This window comes from Bacillus multifaciens, from assembly GCF_030756675.1.
In the GTDB taxonomy this organism is placed as follows: domain Bacteria; phylum Bacillota; class Bacilli; order Bacillales; family Bacillaceae_G; genus Bacillus_A; species Bacillus_A multifaciens.
This window is the reverse complement of the sequence record NZ_JAVBXD010000018.1, coordinates 42,088-58,191: the sequence shown is the minus strand read 5'-3', so window position 1 is coordinate 58,191 and position 16,104 is coordinate 42,088. Positions and strand designations below refer to the sequence as shown.

The following is a 16,104-nucleotide window of genomic DNA, read 5'->3' as shown; positions in this document are numbered from 1 at the left end:
TTTGTATGTCGTTATTTGCGAAATAGTAAGCCTTTCTTGATGGGAGCGTTACTTAATGATAAAGAAAGTGAGAGAGAAGGAGTCGGGCCTGTAATCCATTTATGAAACGGCATATAGCTAAACGCAATAATTGTTCCTAAAGATAAAATGGCTGTGCAGCTAAATAAGCATATGCTATATACAATTGAGTTTGTTGGTAAGGCAAAGAAAGATAATAGTTTCACACTCATTTGTAAAAAGAAAAAGTGTGCCAAATACGCTCCGTACGTAAAGTTCCCAATATAGCGAAGCCCTTTATGTATGAAGGTGCGATGCTGTGCAATTGTTATAGATAACGCATATAAAATGACAATTTCACAAACGATGTATATAAACATCGATGGTTTTAAATATGTTGTAACAGTAAGGCGAATTGTATTTACACCGTGAAAACTAAAGAGTTCATAATTAATGAATAGAAATAAAGCGAAAAATAAACATGTAACAAGTGGCAAATGTTTAAATACAAAGGTACGCCAAGCCTGCAGGGCAACCGCTGCAATTCCTCCCATAACAAAATAGAAAGAATAGAATAAGAAAGAGCGATCTGTATAATGTAAAGTCGTAAATTTTGTTAATGGCTCTCCGTTGAAAATGTAGTGAGATGAGAACCACATTAATAGAAAATAAATGAGAGCAAATGTAAATGTATACCGATATACATCCTGCTTGTTATGAATACGTCTATGAAACCAGTGAAAGACGAAACAAAGGAGCGGGAACAATAAATGAATTTGAAACATCATCACAACATACCAAAGGTGCGGTGCTGCTGTTCCGAGCAGAAGGCTATGAATCACACCCCATAGGGATGGTATTTGCTTCGCCATCAATAAGTAAATAATGGACCAAAAGAAATATGGTGCTAATAAACTTGTTGTTTTTTCATAAATGTACTGTGTATAGAGCATCTGTTTTGTATATTGACTAATTAGATGAAAGCCGACAATGAAAATAAATGCTGGAGCCGAGAACTTTGCTAGATTAAATAGCATGCCGATAACAATAGACTGCTCAAGTGATAAGTTTCCAAGGTTCATTGTATATAGTAATGAGCTTTGCAGAACAACTGCTAGAAAGGCGATGCTTTGCAAGATTTTAAACTCGGGCGCATTATGTGTCATTGTCATCATCTCCTATTCTTTACACGATTATCATAGTATAGGAACGAGGATAGTGATATAGACACTTTGTGAAACTTGTAACAATTTTGTGTCAGTGTGTGAAATGCAAAGAGAGAAAGTAAATTTAGCGTAGGGAATTTTTGTTTATCCCGCTATTCGTGGGCAGTAAAATCCCCCACTGATGGAAGTTTCACTTTATATGCTCGTCATATAAGAATTTCCCTAGACATATATATAGGTTAGCTTAACCTTATGGGGAGCTGTAAAGAGCTAATGGGAAAGGGGGGGATCATATGAACATTTTACTTTGCTGCGCGGCAGGCATGTCTACGAGTTTGCTTGTTACAAAGATGGAAAAAGCAGCAGAGGCGCAAGGGATAGAAGTTAGAATTTGGGCCGTACCTGGTGCGGATGTGCAGGGTCATATTGATGAAGCGGATGTATTATTACTTGGCCCGCAAGTACGTTATCTATTACCGAAAATGCAAGAGCTCTGTAAAGAAAAAGGAATACCTGTGAATGTCATTCAACCTGTACATTACGGACTTTGTAATGGGGAAGCGGTGTTACAAGCAGCGTTGTCAATGAAGGCATAAGGAGAGTGGAGAGGATGACGAGGTTTTTAGAGAGATACGTTATGCCTGTAGCAGGAAGAATTGCGGAGCAGCGTCACTTACAAGCGATCCGAGACGGAATTATTTTAACGATGCCTTTCTTAATTATCGGATCATTTTTCTTAATTATTAGTGCGTTGCCGATACCTGGATATAATGATTTCATGGCCAACTTATTTGGGGGTGGCTGGCAAAAAGCATTAGGGTATCCGGTAAGTGCTACGTTTAATATTATGTCTTTAATCGCTTCTTTTGGAATCGCTTACAGACTGGCGGAGCATTATAGAGTAGATGCATTATCATCAGGAGCGTTGTCGCTCGTATCCTTCTTATTAGCAACACCATTTCAAGTTTCTCATATTGTAGAAGCGACGAAGGAAAGTATTTTAGTAGAAGGCGTGATCCCAGCTGCACTTACTGGCAGCCAAGGTTTATTTGTGGCGATGATTTTAGCACTTATATCTACAGAAGTATACCGCGTTATTATTAAGAGAAATATTGTGATTAAAATGCCAGAAACAGTACCGCCGGCAGTGTCGCGTTCGTTTGTTGCACTTATCCCTGGCTTTGTTGTCATTACCATCGTGTGGATTATACGGCTCATTTTGGAACATACCTCATTTGGCAGTATTCATAATATTATAGGGCAATTGCTACAAGCACCGCTTAGTGCACTTGGTGCTAGTTTATTTGGAGCTGTGGTTGCAATTATTCTTATTCAAGTATTGTGGGCATGCGGGATTCACGGAGCGGCAATTGTTGGTGGCGTGATGGGGCCAATTTGGCTCTCATTAATGGATCAAAACCGCGTCGCCTTTCAAGCTGGGCAAGATGTACCAAATACAATTACGCAGCAATTCTTTGATTTATGGATTTATTTGGGCGGTTCTGGTGCAACGCTCGCACTTGTCGTAGCGATGTTATTATTTGCGCGAAGTCAGCAATTGAAAAGTTTAGGCAGGTTATCCATTGGGCCAGGTATTTTTAATATTAATGAAATGGTGACATTTGGAATGCCAATTGTGTTAAATCCTTTGCTTCTTATTCCATTTATTCTTGTTCCTCTTGTCCTAACGATTGTGACATACTTTGCGATGGAATGGGGTTTTGTGGCGCGGCCAAGCGGTGCAGCTGTGCCGTGGACAACACCGATTCTGTTTAGCGGCTATTTAGCAACGGGCGGTAAGATTTCAGGTGTTGTGATGCAGCTAGTAAACTTCTTCTTAGCTTTTTTCATCTATTTCCCATTCCTAAAAATGTGGGATAAGCAAAAGCAGGCAGAAGAAAAGGGGGAGCAATAGAGGAAAATGGATACGATAGAGACAACGGCTTTTCATTTAATTTTACACGGGGGAAATGCGAGGAGCTCAGCAATGGAGGCAATCCAATTTGCGAAACAAGGAAAGTTTTCCGAAGCGGACGGAAAATTGCAAGAGGCAGACAGCGAGTTAAAGGAAGCTCATCGCTTACAAACAGCGTTGATCCAACAAGAGGCAGGCGGCGAACGGGTCGAGCTTACGTTACTGTTCGTCCACGCACAGGATCACCTTATGAATGCTATAACAATGAAGGAATTAGCGAGTGAGTTTGTTGATTTATATAGGAAGATGTTAGATGGAAAATAGGCCTTGCGTGTGCAAGGTCTTTTTTATCCCGCATTAACGGGCAGTAAAGGCTGAAGAAGAGCCGGGAAGAAAACTGCCCGTAAAAGCCCGATTGGTTCAACTAACCATCAGTGGGGGGGCGGCCCCCACTGATGGAAGTTTCACTGTATGCGCTGAAAATGGCAAGTTAAACAAATAACAGGACCACTTATGTACATATTCATTTATTTTTTCCACATTTATGTAAAAATGAAGTAGTAAAGGGGGGCTGATATGAAGGTTCATATTGATTTAGACCCAGCACATGAAGAACTAGAAATCGTGATAAGGACGAAAGAGATGACTGAAGATGTTCAGCACATTTTGAAAATATTAGAAGGGGGGACAATCAAGCAAATTGTTGGGATAGCAGATCAACAGTTTTATTTATTGGAGTTCAAGGAAATATATTGGTTCTATTCGGAAGGTAGGAAGGTATTTGCTCAAACGTCAAAAGGAAATCTGGAAGTAAAACACCGGTTGTATGAATTAGAGACTTCCTTACAGCGAGAGGGATTTGTTAGGTTCTCAAAATCGACAATTGCAAATATAAAGCATGTAAAAAGTTTTGAAATGTCGTTTAGTGGCAGCATGTGTGCCCATTTTTCAAATGGAATGAAAGAGTACGTTTCGCGAAAATATGTACCGCTTATTAAAGAAGTTTTGAATATAGGAGGTTAGTATGATGATGGATAGAATAGGTGCAAAGCTAGCAGCTGGTATGGGGATGGCGATGTTTTATAGTTTGTTATTTTTGGGAATCGGTTATGCAAATGGAATGGAGACGATAGAGACAAAGACGTTGTTAATCTACCTCGTTGTAGCAAATATAGTTGGGATAATCTTCTCCGTTGCTTCTTTTGTTTTTGAGAGGGAAGAATGGAGCCTGTTAAAGCAAACAATCATTCATTTCATTATATTACTAGGAACATTTCTTCCGGCTGCAATATGGATGGGCTGGATTCCGAATCATGTAAGTTCCATTCTCATTTGTGTAGGGATCTTTATTATCGTTTACTTCATAATATGGTTTGTGATGACGATATATTGGAAGAAAAAGATTGAGAGTTTAAATCATCAGCTGAAATAGGACAGAGAAGAAAAGTACGCCGAGTGTGAAATGAACTTGGCGTATTTTTTTATTACTTTAACTAAATAAGTCTGGGAAATGATGAATGAAGCGCATCATTTCCAAAATAAGCTCATACAATCAGAAGCAAGAGGAGAAAAAGCAGAAATGGCAGTACGACACTGAATAAGAAATCAATGCGAGAGGAGAACATGTCGCATGGGTGGAATAAAAATTGCAACCATTGGCGGTGGCTCTAGTTATACGCCAGAGTTAATTGAAGGTTTTATTAAGCGCTATCATGAACTTCCTGTTCGGGAAATTTGGTTAATTGATGTGGAAGAAGGGAAGGAAAAGTTAGAGATTGTTGGTCATTTAGCAAAGCGTATGGTGAAAAAAGCAGGAGTACCAATTGATATTCATCTGACGCTAGATCGCCGCGAAGGATTAAAGGATGCGGACTTTGTGACAACGCAGTTTCGCGTTGGATTGTTAGAAGCTCGCGGTAAAGATGAAGCCATTCCGTTAAAATATGATGTAATCGGTCAGGAGACAAATGGTCCTGGCGGTTTATTTAAAGCTTTACGAACAATTCCGGTTATTTTAGCTATTTGTAAAGACATAGAGGAGCTTTGTCCAAACGCATGGTTAATCAATTTTACAAATCCAGCAGGTATGGTAACAGAAGCTGTTCTTCGCTATACAAACATTCAAAAAGTTGTTGGATTATGCAACGTTCCGATTGGAATTCGTATGGAATTAGCGAAGATTCTCGCTGTAGATTCAAGCCGTGTACACGTTGATTTTGCAGGCTTAAATCATATGGTGTATGGGCTGGATGTGTATGTAGATGGCGTGAGCATCATGGACTGTGTGCTGGAATTCATGACAGATCCAGAGAAACAAATGACAATGCAAAATATTGCGATGCTTGATTGGGAGCCTGATTTCATTCGTGCGCTTCGGGCCATTCCATGTCCGTATCACCGTTACTACTATAAAACACGCGAAATGTTAGAAGAAGAAAAGAAGGCGGCACTAGAAAATGGTACACGTGCAGAAGTAGTGAAAAAGCTAGAGAATGATCTGTTTGAACTATATAAAGATCCCAATTTAGATCGTAAACCACCGCAACTAGAAAAACGCGGCGGGGCATATTATAGTGATGCGGCTTGTAGCTTAATTACGTCTATTTATAACAATAAAGGTGATATTCAACCTGTAAATACAAGAAATAATGGTGCAATCGCAAGTCTGCCAGCCGATTCTGCTGTTGAAATAAACTGTATAATTACAAAGGATGGCCCAAAACCAATTGCGGTTGGTGACTTACCAGTACCAGTTCGCGGTTTAGTACAACAAATTAAATCGTTTGAACGTGTAACAATTGAAGCTGCTATAACAGGTGATTATCATAAAGCGCTGCTTGCGATGACTATTAATCCACTTGTACCATCTGATAAAGTAGCAAAACAAATATTAGATGAAATGCTAGAGGCTCATAAAAAATATCTTCCGCAGTTTTTCAAGAAAGTGGAGAACTAAAAGCAGTGCTATAGAGGCCTGCTGAAACCCTTTTTTTAGGGGAGGCGAGAGGAACTGACTATGCATAGTAGCGGTCGGATCCCTTTTTTGCCCCGTGCCATGTGAAAACAAAAGGTAGGGAATGAGTGCGGGTCACTATGTGTTTAGTATGCCTGCGACTTGTTTGCTGAAAAGCCTCTAAAAACCCCTACTTTCTAGAGGGGCGAGGGGAACTGGCTGTGTATAAGCGGTCAGGGCTTGTTTTGCCCTGTACGATGAAGTAGAGGGTATTGGGATTTTTCTGTTGAAACATCAAAATGAATGTACACAGGAGAGAATGTAATGATCCGGTTAATTGTAAACGCAGATGACTTCGGATTAACACGAGGTGTGAATTACGGCATTATTGATGCGCACGTGAATGGCCTTGTTAACTCCGCGACGATGATGATGAATATGCCAGAGGTAGAACATGCAGTGCAATTAGCGAAGGAATATAAGACGCTCGGAGTGGGCGTACATCTTGTATTAACCGCGGGAAAACCGCTTCTTTCTGATGTACCTTCTCTTGTAAAAGAAGATGGTTCGTTTCATTCGCAAAGTACGGTACGAGAAGGGAATATAGATCTAGATGATGCCGAGCGGGAGTGGACTGCGCAAATTGAAAAGTTTTTGTCATATGGTTTCACACCGACGCACATTGATAGTCATCATCATGTTCATGCACTGCCAATTTTGCACGATGTATTAGAGCGATTGGCAGAGAAATATCATCTTCCGGTGCGCCGCTGTGAACAAGAGCGTGCAGTACGCCCGTTTTCTGATGTGTTTTTACATGATTTTTACGGAGATGGTGTAACGGATAATTACTTTACAAAACTAAATGAGCGTGTGCAGGACGGAACAACTGTTGAAATTATGGTACATCCAGCTTATATAGATGCAGAGCTGTTGAAATGTTCGTCTTATGTCATGAAGCGTGTTGAAGAGTTACGTATTTTAACAGAAAGTAAGCTTCCGAGCGGGATCGAACTTGTGAAGTTTTAGGGGGAGTACAAATGGGAACCTAAACCTGCGAAGTGCAGTTTAGGTTCTATGTAAATTCATTTTGATTCTTCAGCGCATAAGTCGCTGCTATGTAAAACAAAACAGGACCTGCACTCACTTGCTCTCTTTGTTTGAAACATCACACGTGGCAGAAAAAGGTCCTGACCGCGTCTATGCATGGCCAGTTCCTCTCGCCCATGTAAAAAGAAAAGGGTTTCTATGGTTTGTAATTATATAATGTTATTTCACCCAGCGTCTTACTAATTCTAACTCGCTAGCTGAATATTCTTTTTCTCCGTAACGGACTTTTTCATAGATCGGTATAATGTTTGTTGGCTTATTAAGCCTTAGTAGCCACCGCTGCACGGTCTCATATGGTTTTCTTCTGTTATGTTTAGGTAGATTTTTTTCCCATTGTATAAGTTCTTGTCGGATTTCATTGTGAATCAAATGGATGTCATTGTTATGTTCATCTGTTATCGTAGTAGTTTCTGTGCGAGTTTGCTGTGTAGGGCGTACAATAGAGGCGGGTCGGATTGATTTTTTCTTTTTGAAATACAGGAAAGCAAGAATGATAGTTGCTGTGATAATTAGGATAGTTAGCCATAATTTTTTGTTATTTTGAATGGTTTCATTGATCGCACCTAATATCTTATCTTTCCATGGTATTGGAGGTATTTGAATAGGTGGGCCTTCGTGTTTCTCATCTTCGTCTGTAATTTCTGTTGGATCACCATGTGGTGCTGGCATTTGTTTTTTCCAATCCGCTTCATAGTTATAATAATGTCCCCATCCTATGAATTTTCTAAATTCCTGCTGTGTAAACAAAGAAAACGTAGATAGTCCCCATGAAATGATTATAAACAGAACAACAATTATCGTTCGAGAGAACCAGAGCTGATTTTTAGGCATACGCAATGCAACTCCTGTTTTTAAATTTGTTTGTTCTGTAAATCGTAACATAATTTGTAAGATTAATAAATTGAATATTGAGAAAATTAAAAGAGGCGGGTTCAAAAGTCTGCTTTTTATACTTTTCGATACAATCCGGCTCCGGCACATGTCTATCCTCATGTCGAACATCGTCGAAGGGTCTTTAAATCGTGTCGAACCGCCGATAAAAGTGATACTTCCGCCGATATATGGAGAATAGCGCCGATATATCCTGTCGACATGTAAAAACGAGACTGACGGAAGCAACATCTATGTGCTTTTTCCATCAGCCTCGTTTCATAGTACCGACAAAATCATCCCGCTGATCGCACCAATTATTACAATGACCCACGGCGGCATTTTCCAAAAGGCAAGCATTGTAAATAAGAGTAATGCAACAACGAAGTCAGTGGACTGCATCACTGAGCTTGTCCAAATGGGATGATAGAAAGCGGCGAGTAAAATGCCGACAACCGCTGCATTTATACCGAACATAGCCCCTTGTACGTACGGTTTGCGGCGCAGTGCATCCCAAAAAGGCAATACGCCGATAACGAGTAAGAAGGCGGGAAGGAAAATGGCAATTGTCGCAATTGTTGCCCCGGCCGTTCCGCCCATAATTGCCCCAATATAAGCGGCAAATGTGAATAAGGGTCCAGGGACGGCTTGCGTCATTCCGTAGCCAGCGAGAAATTGTTCTTTCGTTATATAGCCGTTTGACACAAATTCATTTTCTAGGAGTGGAAGAACGACATGACCGCCGCCAAAGACGAGAGAGCCTGAGCGATAGAAACTATCAAACATAGCAATCCAGTGCGAGAAAGGGCGTAGTATCGGCAATAGTATGAATAAGAGAAAGAATAAAGATAGACATAGTGCTGCGACTTTGCGTGAGATGGGAATAGATATCTCTGTTTCAGCAGTTATCGTATGTTCCCTGTATAAGAGCCATCCAATGATGCCCGCAAATAGAATCACAATAATTTGTATCCAAGCTGTTTGGAATAATAGAACAGTAGCCGCGGCGATGACTGCGATCGTTACGCGGTCCCGGTCTGGTGTTAGTTTTTGCGCCATTCCCCATAATGCATGAGCAACAATTGCAATGGCAACTAGTTTTAAGCCGTGAATCCATCCCGCGTGTGCGATATCGATCTGCTGCAGTAATGAAGCAAACAGGACGAGCACAAGAACGGACGGGAGTGTAAATCCAAGCCAAGAAACAATGGCTCCAAGTATACCGCCTCGTGATAATCCAATTCCGATCCCAACTTGACTACTAGCGGGGCCAGGAAGGAATTGACAAAGTGCTACAAAATCAGCGTAGCTTCTTTCATCCATCCATTTTCGTTTCTGGACGTATTCGTTATGAAAATAGCCAAGATGTGCAACAGGTCCTCCGAAGGAAGTGAGCCCAAGCTTCGTGGAAACGAGAAAGATTTCTATTAATATTTGCAAGTGTTTTACGATACTTTGTTTAGAACTCATAGTGATAGGAGTCACCTTTTTCTTGAGAAAGTTTTTGGTAAATCTAGCGGCCGCTTTTATGTATGGCCAGACGTTCTTACCCATTATAAAAAGGGTCAGTTTTATACATCATATCGAATCTATGTAAATAAGAAAATAATAAGAATGTTATGAATATGTAAAATTGCATATGTGAGAAGTAACTTTTTATGTTACAGTAAAAATGTAAGAAGATAGCCTCCTAACTATCTTTGAGCCAACGGATAATAGTTCTGTAAAATCACTTGTCATTGAGAAAGAACAAAAGAAACCTCTTGGTTGAGGCTTCTTTTGTTCTTTTTCTTTTTTAACAAAGAAATTCATGATAAAAACCACTTCAACCAATTTCAAGTGCTGTTCATTTGGTTAAAGTGGTTTTTATTTTGTATTTATATCAAAAAATATAAATTTAGACATATAGGTCACTGCTATGTAGAAGCAAGGGAGTCCGCACTCGCTTTCTCTCTTTGTTTTCACATGGCATGTGGCAGAAAAAGGCTCTGACCGCTGGTATGCATAGCCAGATGCTCTCGTCCACCCATAAAAAAGAAAGGGTTTTTAACTTAAATTATAGGAAGTGAACAGCTTTAGTAGAGGCTAAAGCTGTTACAATCTCGCGTCCTTCCAAAAGTTCACTTCTAAATGAGAAGAAGGGTTGTAAGGAAGGAGTGTATATCCTTGTGAATGAAGATAGTCAATGACTTTTGGTAAGATTTGTACAGTGACGTTTGAATCGTGCATTAAAATGACTTCGACTGGTTTATCACTTTGATTCATTACTCGTTCTAATATGGCAGATGGATTATGAGGACTTTTCCAATCGTATGTATCGATTGTCCAATCCCACATTTTATAGTGAGATGCCACGAGAGCATCTCGATAATTTTTCTTTAAATATGGCATGCTGCCGTAAGGAACGCGAACGAGATGCGTGTCAATTCCAGTGATGGTCCGAACAATTTCCCGGGCCTGTTCCATTTCAGAAACTAAAATAGAGGGATCGCCGTTATAAAGGGATTTTGCATTATGGGACATACTATGTAATCCTAAATAATGACCTTCTTCAATTACCCGTTTTGTTGTTTGAGGATAACGAGAGACGCGACCACCGATAATAAAGAAGGTTGCTTTTCCGTTTTTCTGCTTTAAAATGTTTAAAATTTGTGATGTGTATTTGTTTGGCCCATCATCGAATGTTAAATAAGCCACTTTTGTTTGCGAAGCAGCTGTATATTGACGAGGCAGTTGTGTTTCAGAATGAGAGATAGGGCGATTCTCACGTGAAGGTACAACGGCAGCCTGCATAGGTGATAGAAAACATAAGATGATAGTAGAAAACAAACAAATAAATAAAAGTGTTCGCTTGATCATGATGCTCACCCTAAACTGAAGATTGTACTGTTATCTTGCTCCAAGGCGGGCATTCTCAAACGAACTATATTTTGGAAAACAAAAAAACAGGAGAATTTCTTTAAAGAGATCGTCCTGTTTGCATATTTTTATGTTCTATTGGTTATACTACTGTTATTCTTCGCGTCTTTTTACCTTTTTATAGACTGAAATAATTGGTTTATAGCGATCATGGACAAGGCCGATAATCTCTGCCACAATTTCAGTGATTAAAATAAGAAGGAATAGAAGAACAATCGAGAGCCATAATGTTGCTTTTGAAAAAATAATGGCATTCACACTAAAGAAAATACCAAATGCATAAATAATTAGCACCGTTGTTCGATGAGAGAACCCTATTGCTAGTAAGCGGTGATGCAAATGCGATTTATCTGGTGCTGAAATTGGTTTCTTATTTACAACGCGGCGAATAATCGCAAATGTTGTATCAAAGATTGGTACCCCTAAAATAATGATTGGAACGATAAAGCTAAACAATGTTACGCTTTTGTATAATCCAAGTAGTGATAGCACCGCAATACAATATCCTAAAAACAGTGCCCCTGTATCTCCCATAAATATTTTCGCTGGATGGAAGTTATAGAATAAAAATCCAATTGTACTTGCTAATACGATGAGTGCAAGCGGTAAAATGATTGCACTACCGGCACCAGTAACACTGGTAGCAGCCATGTAAGCTAACGTTGCAAGAACAATGGATGAAATGCCAGCTGATAATCCGTCAAGGCCGTCAATTAAATTAATAGCGTTTGTAATACCGACAATCCAAAAAACTGTAATCGGATAAGATAGCCATCCAAGTTCAGTTTCTCCTAAAATTGGAATGTAAAGCACTGGTATTTGTAAGTTTTTCACGATTAACAATGCGACTGCAAGTTGTCCGCCGAATTTTACTTTTGCAGATAATTCATACATATCATCTAATATTCCAATGATAATGATGATGACAGCACCTATACTAATCGATACGATACGCTGTTCATACAAGCCGCTAACAAAGCACCCTATCACAACTCCGATAAAGATTGCCAGTCCGCCAAGACGAGGCATAATGTTTTGATGTACTTTACGAGCATTCGGCTTGTCTGTTGCCCCAATCTTAAATGCTAACTTAATTACGAAAGGGGTAGCAATCAGTACGGTAATGAAAGATGCCAAAACTGCATAAATGATTCGTGAGTCCATTAATACCCCACCTTTTATATTTTAACGTATTGAAATCTCTCTCTTTTACTTAAAAAGTCAATATATGTTTCTGGCTCATAACATATGGTATCATAAAAAGAATGGAATTCAATCTTTTTTTCGCCTGACTTCAATTTGTAATAACTGAAATATATGACATTTTAAAAGCGAATTATTGATGAAAATTAGTCTTAATATGGATATTTTACAGAAAAATATGTATGTTTCCTATTTAAGAGCGATGGTAAATGTTATATGAAGGTCACGGTAGAGGAAAGATGAATGTTTTTTGTTGCGATTAGGAGAAGATTGATTTTACAGGTAGGAATTGCTTTATAATAGATATAGTATTAAGATGATATATTTTTTATAGGGGGAGAAACCATGATTTTAGTTGTTGGCGGAGCAGGATATATTGGAAGTCATACAGTTAAACAATTGTTAGACCAAAAATTTGAAGTGATTGTATTAGATAACTTATCAACTGGTCATCGTGAAAGTGTTGATGAAAGAGCGATTTTAGAAGTAGGAGATTTAAGTAACGCGGTGGATTTAGATCGTGTATTTAGTAACTATTCGATTGATGCTGTTATGCATTTTGCGGCAAATAGTCTTGTTGGTGAATCTGTTTCCAATCCGTTGAAATATTATAAAAACAACGTGTCGGCAACGATTACGCTGCTTGAGAAAATGATGGAGCATGGCGTAACATCATTTATCTTCTCTTCTACAGCGGCAACGTACGGAATTCCAGAGACAGATATGATTACAGAAAAGACTGTAACAAATCCAATCAATACATACGGACGCACTAAATTAATGGTTGAGCATATTTTACAAGATTTTCATGCCGCTTATGGCATGAAATATGTTGTACTTCGCTACTTTAATGCAGCGGGAGCTCATGTATCGGGAACAATTGGAGAAGATCATACGCCAGAGACGCATTTAATTCCGCTTGTACTGCAGCACTTGTTAGGAAAACGTGAATCGATTGCTGTCTTTGGTACAGATTATGATACACATGATGGTACTTGTATTCGCGATTACATTCATGTAACAGACTTAGCGGAGGCGCACATTTTAGCGCTGCAAAGTTTACGAAATGAGCAAAAAACAAATGAAGTATACAATTTAGGAAATGGAAAAGGCTTTTCTGTAAAAGAAGTGATTGAAACGTGTGAACGTGTAACTGAGAAGAAAGCAAATGTGATTCACACAGAGCGCCGCGCTGGAGACCCAGCACAGCTTATCGCTTCATCAGAGAAGATTTATAACGAATTAGGTTGGAAGGCAAAATATTCGCTTGAAGAAATGATTCAAACAGCTTGGGAATGGCATACATCCCATCCGAACGGGTATAGTAAGTAAAAACGAGTCAGCTGCAGGTAAGCAGCTGACTTGTTTTTTTGCGAAAGCTTAAAAAATGAAACGAACCATAAGAAGGAGGTGTATGCATGAAAATTACGGTGGTAGGTACTGGATATGTTGGGTTAGTGACAGGGGTTGGACTCGCGACGCTTGGGCACTCTGTGACTTGTTTTGATATTAACGAACAAAAAATACGGTTGCTAGAAGAAAATGAACTGCCAATATATGAACCAGGGTTACAAAAATTATTGGAAGATGCCGTTTTGAAACAGAAACTATCGTTTACTTCAAAGAGAGAAGAAGCTTACGAGGCAGTTGATTATATTTTTGTGGCGGTTGGTACACCTTCTTACTTAGATGGATCTGCAAATTTAACACATATTATAAATGTGTGCTGTGATATTGGGATGCATGCAAATCAAGATGTAATCGTCGTAACGAAAAGTACGGTTCCGGTTGGAACAAATGATGCTATGAAAGAATGGATTGAGAGGTCATTACAAACAGATATAAGTGTCCAACTTGTATCAAATCCGGAGTTTTTACGAGAAGGCTGCGGGGTGCACGATTTCTTTCATGGCGATCGCATTATAATTGGAGCAGAAACAACAGAGGTTGCGAATCGGGTTGCCGATCTTTATAAGACGTTGCCAATTGAAATGTTTACAACGGATATACGTAGTGCGGAGATGATTAAATACGCATCGAATGCCTTTTTAGCAACGAAAATTAGCTTTATCAATGAGATTTCAAACATATGTGAAAAAGTACAAGCTAATGTAACAGAAGTGGCAGCTGGGATGGGGATTGATAAACGAATTGGTCCGCATTTTCTGCAAGCGGGTATTGGATATGGCGGTTCCTGTTTTCCGAAAGACACAAATGCACTTGTGCAAATTGCAGGGAATGTGGCTCATGATTTTAGGCTGCTAAAAGCGGTCATTGAAGTGAATAATAAGCAACAAGCTTCACTTGTGGAAAAAGCTGAAAAAGTCATGAATTTACAAGGAAAACGAGTTGCTGTTCTCGGTCTTTCATTTAAACCAAATACAGATGATATACGGGAAGCCCCATCTCTTTTCATTATTGAGCAGCTATTGGAACGAGGTGCTCACGTTATTGTGTATGATCCGAAGGCGATTTTACATGCAAAGCGTATCTTTATGAATCGCGTACAGTATAGCACGGATATAAGCGAAGCAATTCTAAATGCAGACGCCGCATTTATTGTAACGGAGTGGGAAAGTATTCGAACGTATCCGATTGCGAAATATGTACAGCTTATGAATGAAGCAATTGTATTTGACGGAAGAAATTGTTATGCGCTAGAAGAAGCGGAGAAATATACGGTTGATTACTATTCCATTGGCAGAAGGGTTATTCGAAAGCGTAATGTTTCACATGTCTTTTAGGAAATATTTCCTTTTGGCATTTTGGATTCTCATATATAATAACAAGTATTGTGGTACATGACGAATTGAGAAACTGAAAGAAGAGAGGAATTGAATATGACAGAACGCATTAAAGTAATGACGATTTTTGGAACGCGTCCGGAAGCTATCAAAATGGCCCCTCTCGTGTTAGAATTGCAAAAACATTCACAGCAAATTGAGTCTATTGTGACTGTAACAGCACAACATCGTCAAATGTTGGATCAAGTGTTAGACATTTTTGGTATTAAGCCAAATTATGATTTAAATATTATGAAAGACCGTCAAACGTTAATTGATATTACAACTCGTGGTTTAGAAGGTTTAGATAAGGTTATGAAAGAAGCGAAACCAGATATCGTTCTTGTACATGGTGATACAACAACGACATTTATTGCAAGTCTCGCTGCCTTTTATAATCAAATTCCAGTTGGTCATGTGGAAGCTGGCCTTCGTACATGGGATAAATATTCTCCATATCCAGAAGAAATGAACCGTCAATTAACTGGTGTAATGGCAGATCTTCATTTTGCACCAACAGCGAAGTCTGCAACAAACTTACAACAAGAGAATAAAAAAGAGGCAAACATTTTTATTACAGGAAATACAGCAATTGATGCGTTAAAAACGACAGTAAAAGAATCGTATACACATCCGGTGTTAGAGAAGATTGGAGATAATCGCCTTGTTCTTATGACAGCACATCGTCGTGAAAATTTAGGTGAGCCGATGCGTAATATGTTCCGTGCAATTAAACGTCTTGTTGAAACACATGAAGACGTACAAGTTGTATATCCAGTACATATGAATCCTGTTGTTCGTGAAATTGCAGGAGAAATTTTAGGTGAGCATAATCGTATTCATTTAATCGAACCGCTTGATGTAATTGATTTCCATAACTTTGCAGCCCGCTCATACTTAATGTTAACGGATTCTGGCGGTGTGCAAGAAGAAGCGCCATCACTTGGTGTGCCAGTTCTTGTTCTTCGTGATACAACAGAACGTCCAGAAGGTATTGAAGCAGGTACATTAAAGCTTGCTGGTACAGATGAAGAGACAATTTTCAACTTAGCAAATGAGTTATTATCAGATAAAGAGGCACACAGTGCAATGGCAAAAGCATCGAATCCATACGGTGATGGCTATGCGTCAGAGCGTATTGTGAAAGCGATTGTCGAACATTTTAATAAATAATGCATATTAGAAGAA

At 39.2% G+C, this 16,104-nt stretch carries 15 protein-coding genes and 1 pseudogene; 11 read left to right on the top strand and 5 right to left on the bottom strand.

Annotation, left to right across the window (positions count from 1 at the left end):
* Positions 1-11 precede the first annotated feature (11 nt).
* Positions 12-1,163, bottom strand: a complete 1,152-nt coding sequence (locus Q9306_RS13210; protein ID WP_306199114.1) for an acyltransferase — start codon at positions 1,161-1,163, stop codon at positions 12-14.
* Between the two features lie 293 nt (positions 1,164-1,456).
* On the opposite strand from Q9306_RS13210, the gene Q9306_RS13205 reads away from it, so the two are divergent.
* The 8 genes and pseudogenes from Q9306_RS13205 (at position 1,457) to chbG (ending at position 7,060) form a co-directional block, all read left to right on the top strand.
* Positions 1,457-1,759: a PTS sugar transporter subunit IIB gene (locus tag Q9306_RS13205; protein WP_306199112.1), complete on the top strand. Its 303-nt coding sequence runs from the start codon at positions 1,457-1,459 to the stop codon at positions 1,757-1,759.
* 14 nt (positions 1,760-1,773) lie between these two features.
* Positions 1,774-3,078: a PTS cellobiose transporter subunit IIC gene (gene celB / locus Q9306_RS13200; RefSeq protein WP_306199109.1), complete on the top strand. Its 1,305-nt coding sequence runs from the start codon at positions 1,774-1,776 to the stop codon at positions 3,076-3,078.
* A gap of 6 nt (positions 3,079-3,084) precedes the next feature.
* Complete coding sequence (locus Q9306_RS13195) at positions 3,085-3,402, top strand: PTS lactose/cellobiose transporter subunit IIA (RefSeq protein WP_306199107.1); 318 nt, start codon at positions 3,085-3,087, stop codon at positions 3,400-3,402.
* A gap of 252 nt (positions 3,403-3,654) precedes the next feature.
* Positions 3,655-4,101, top strand: coding sequence for a LytTR family DNA-binding domain-containing protein (locus Q9306_RS13190; protein ID WP_306199105.1), 447 nt, complete (start codon positions 3,655-3,657; stop codon positions 4,099-4,101).
* Positions 4,102-4,105: 4 nt separating this feature from the next.
* Positions 4,106-4,510, top strand: a complete 405-nt coding sequence (locus tag Q9306_RS13185) for a DUF3021 domain-containing protein (protein ID WP_306199103.1) — start codon at positions 4,106-4,108, stop codon at positions 4,508-4,510.
* Between the two features lie 75 nt (positions 4,511-4,585).
* Positions 4,586-4,666: pseudogene (locus Q9306_RS13180) on the top strand (PTS lactose/cellobiose transporter subunit IIA); the annotation flags it as partial.
* A 42-nt stretch (positions 4,667-4,708) separates the two neighbouring features.
* Positions 4,709-6,034, top strand: coding sequence for a 6-phospho-beta-glucosidase (locus Q9306_RS13175; RefSeq protein ID WP_306199101.1), 1,326 nt, complete (start codon positions 4,709-4,711; stop codon positions 6,032-6,034).
* Positions 6,035-6,355: 321 nt separating this feature from the next.
* Positions 6,356-7,060 (top strand): chitin disaccharide deacetylase, encoded by a 705-nt coding sequence (chbG, locus tag Q9306_RS13170; RefSeq protein ID WP_306199099.1) that lies wholly within the window; start codon positions 6,356-6,358, stop codon positions 7,058-7,060.
* Between the two features lie 240 nt (positions 7,061-7,300).
* On the opposite strand, the gene Q9306_RS13165 is transcribed toward chbG, so the two are convergent.
* From Q9306_RS13165 to tagO, 4 genes are all read right to left on the bottom strand, one after another.
* On the bottom strand, positions 7,301-8,122 hold the full coding sequence (locus Q9306_RS13165) for a hypothetical protein (protein ID WP_306199098.1): 822 nt from the start codon (positions 8,120-8,122) through the stop codon (positions 7,301-7,303).
* A gap of 168 nt (positions 8,123-8,290) precedes the next feature.
* Complete coding sequence (locus Q9306_RS13160; RefSeq protein WP_306199095.1) at positions 8,291-9,481, bottom strand: chromate transporter; 1,191 nt, start codon at positions 9,479-9,481, stop codon at positions 8,291-8,293.
* A 624-nt stretch (positions 9,482-10,105) separates the two neighbouring features.
* Positions 10,106-10,870: a polysaccharide deacetylase family protein gene (locus Q9306_RS13155; RefSeq protein ID WP_306199094.1), complete on the bottom strand. Its 765-nt coding sequence runs from the start codon at positions 10,868-10,870 to the stop codon at positions 10,106-10,108.
* A 153-nt stretch (positions 10,871-11,023) separates the two neighbouring features.
* Positions 11,024-12,094: a UDP-N-acetylglucosamine--undecaprenyl-phosphate N-acetylglucosaminephosphotransferase TagO gene (gene tagO / locus Q9306_RS13150; RefSeq protein ID WP_306199092.1), complete on the bottom strand. Its 1,071-nt coding sequence runs from the start codon at positions 12,092-12,094 to the stop codon at positions 11,024-11,026.
* Positions 12,095-12,478: 384 nt separating this feature from the next.
* Between tagO and galE the strand changes: the two genes are divergently transcribed.
* From galE to wecB, 3 genes are all read left to right on the top strand, one after another.
* Positions 12,479-13,465 carry a UDP-glucose 4-epimerase GalE gene (gene galE, locus Q9306_RS13145; RefSeq protein ID WP_306199090.1) on the top strand — a complete coding sequence of 329 codons (987 nt, stop codon included), beginning with the start codon at positions 12,479-12,481 and terminating at the stop codon, positions 13,463-13,465.
* Between the two features lie 86 nt (positions 13,466-13,551).
* A complete protein-coding gene (locus Q9306_RS13140; protein WP_306199088.1) occupies positions 13,552-14,877 on the top strand; it encodes a UDP-glucose dehydrogenase family protein in 1,326 nt (441 codons plus the stop codon).
* A gap of 96 nt (positions 14,878-14,973) precedes the next feature.
* Positions 14,974-16,089, top strand: coding sequence for a non-hydrolyzing UDP-N-acetylglucosamine 2-epimerase (gene wecB, locus Q9306_RS13135; protein WP_306199085.1), 1,116 nt, complete (start codon positions 14,974-14,976; stop codon positions 16,087-16,089).
* Positions 16,090-16,104 lie beyond the last annotated feature (15 nt).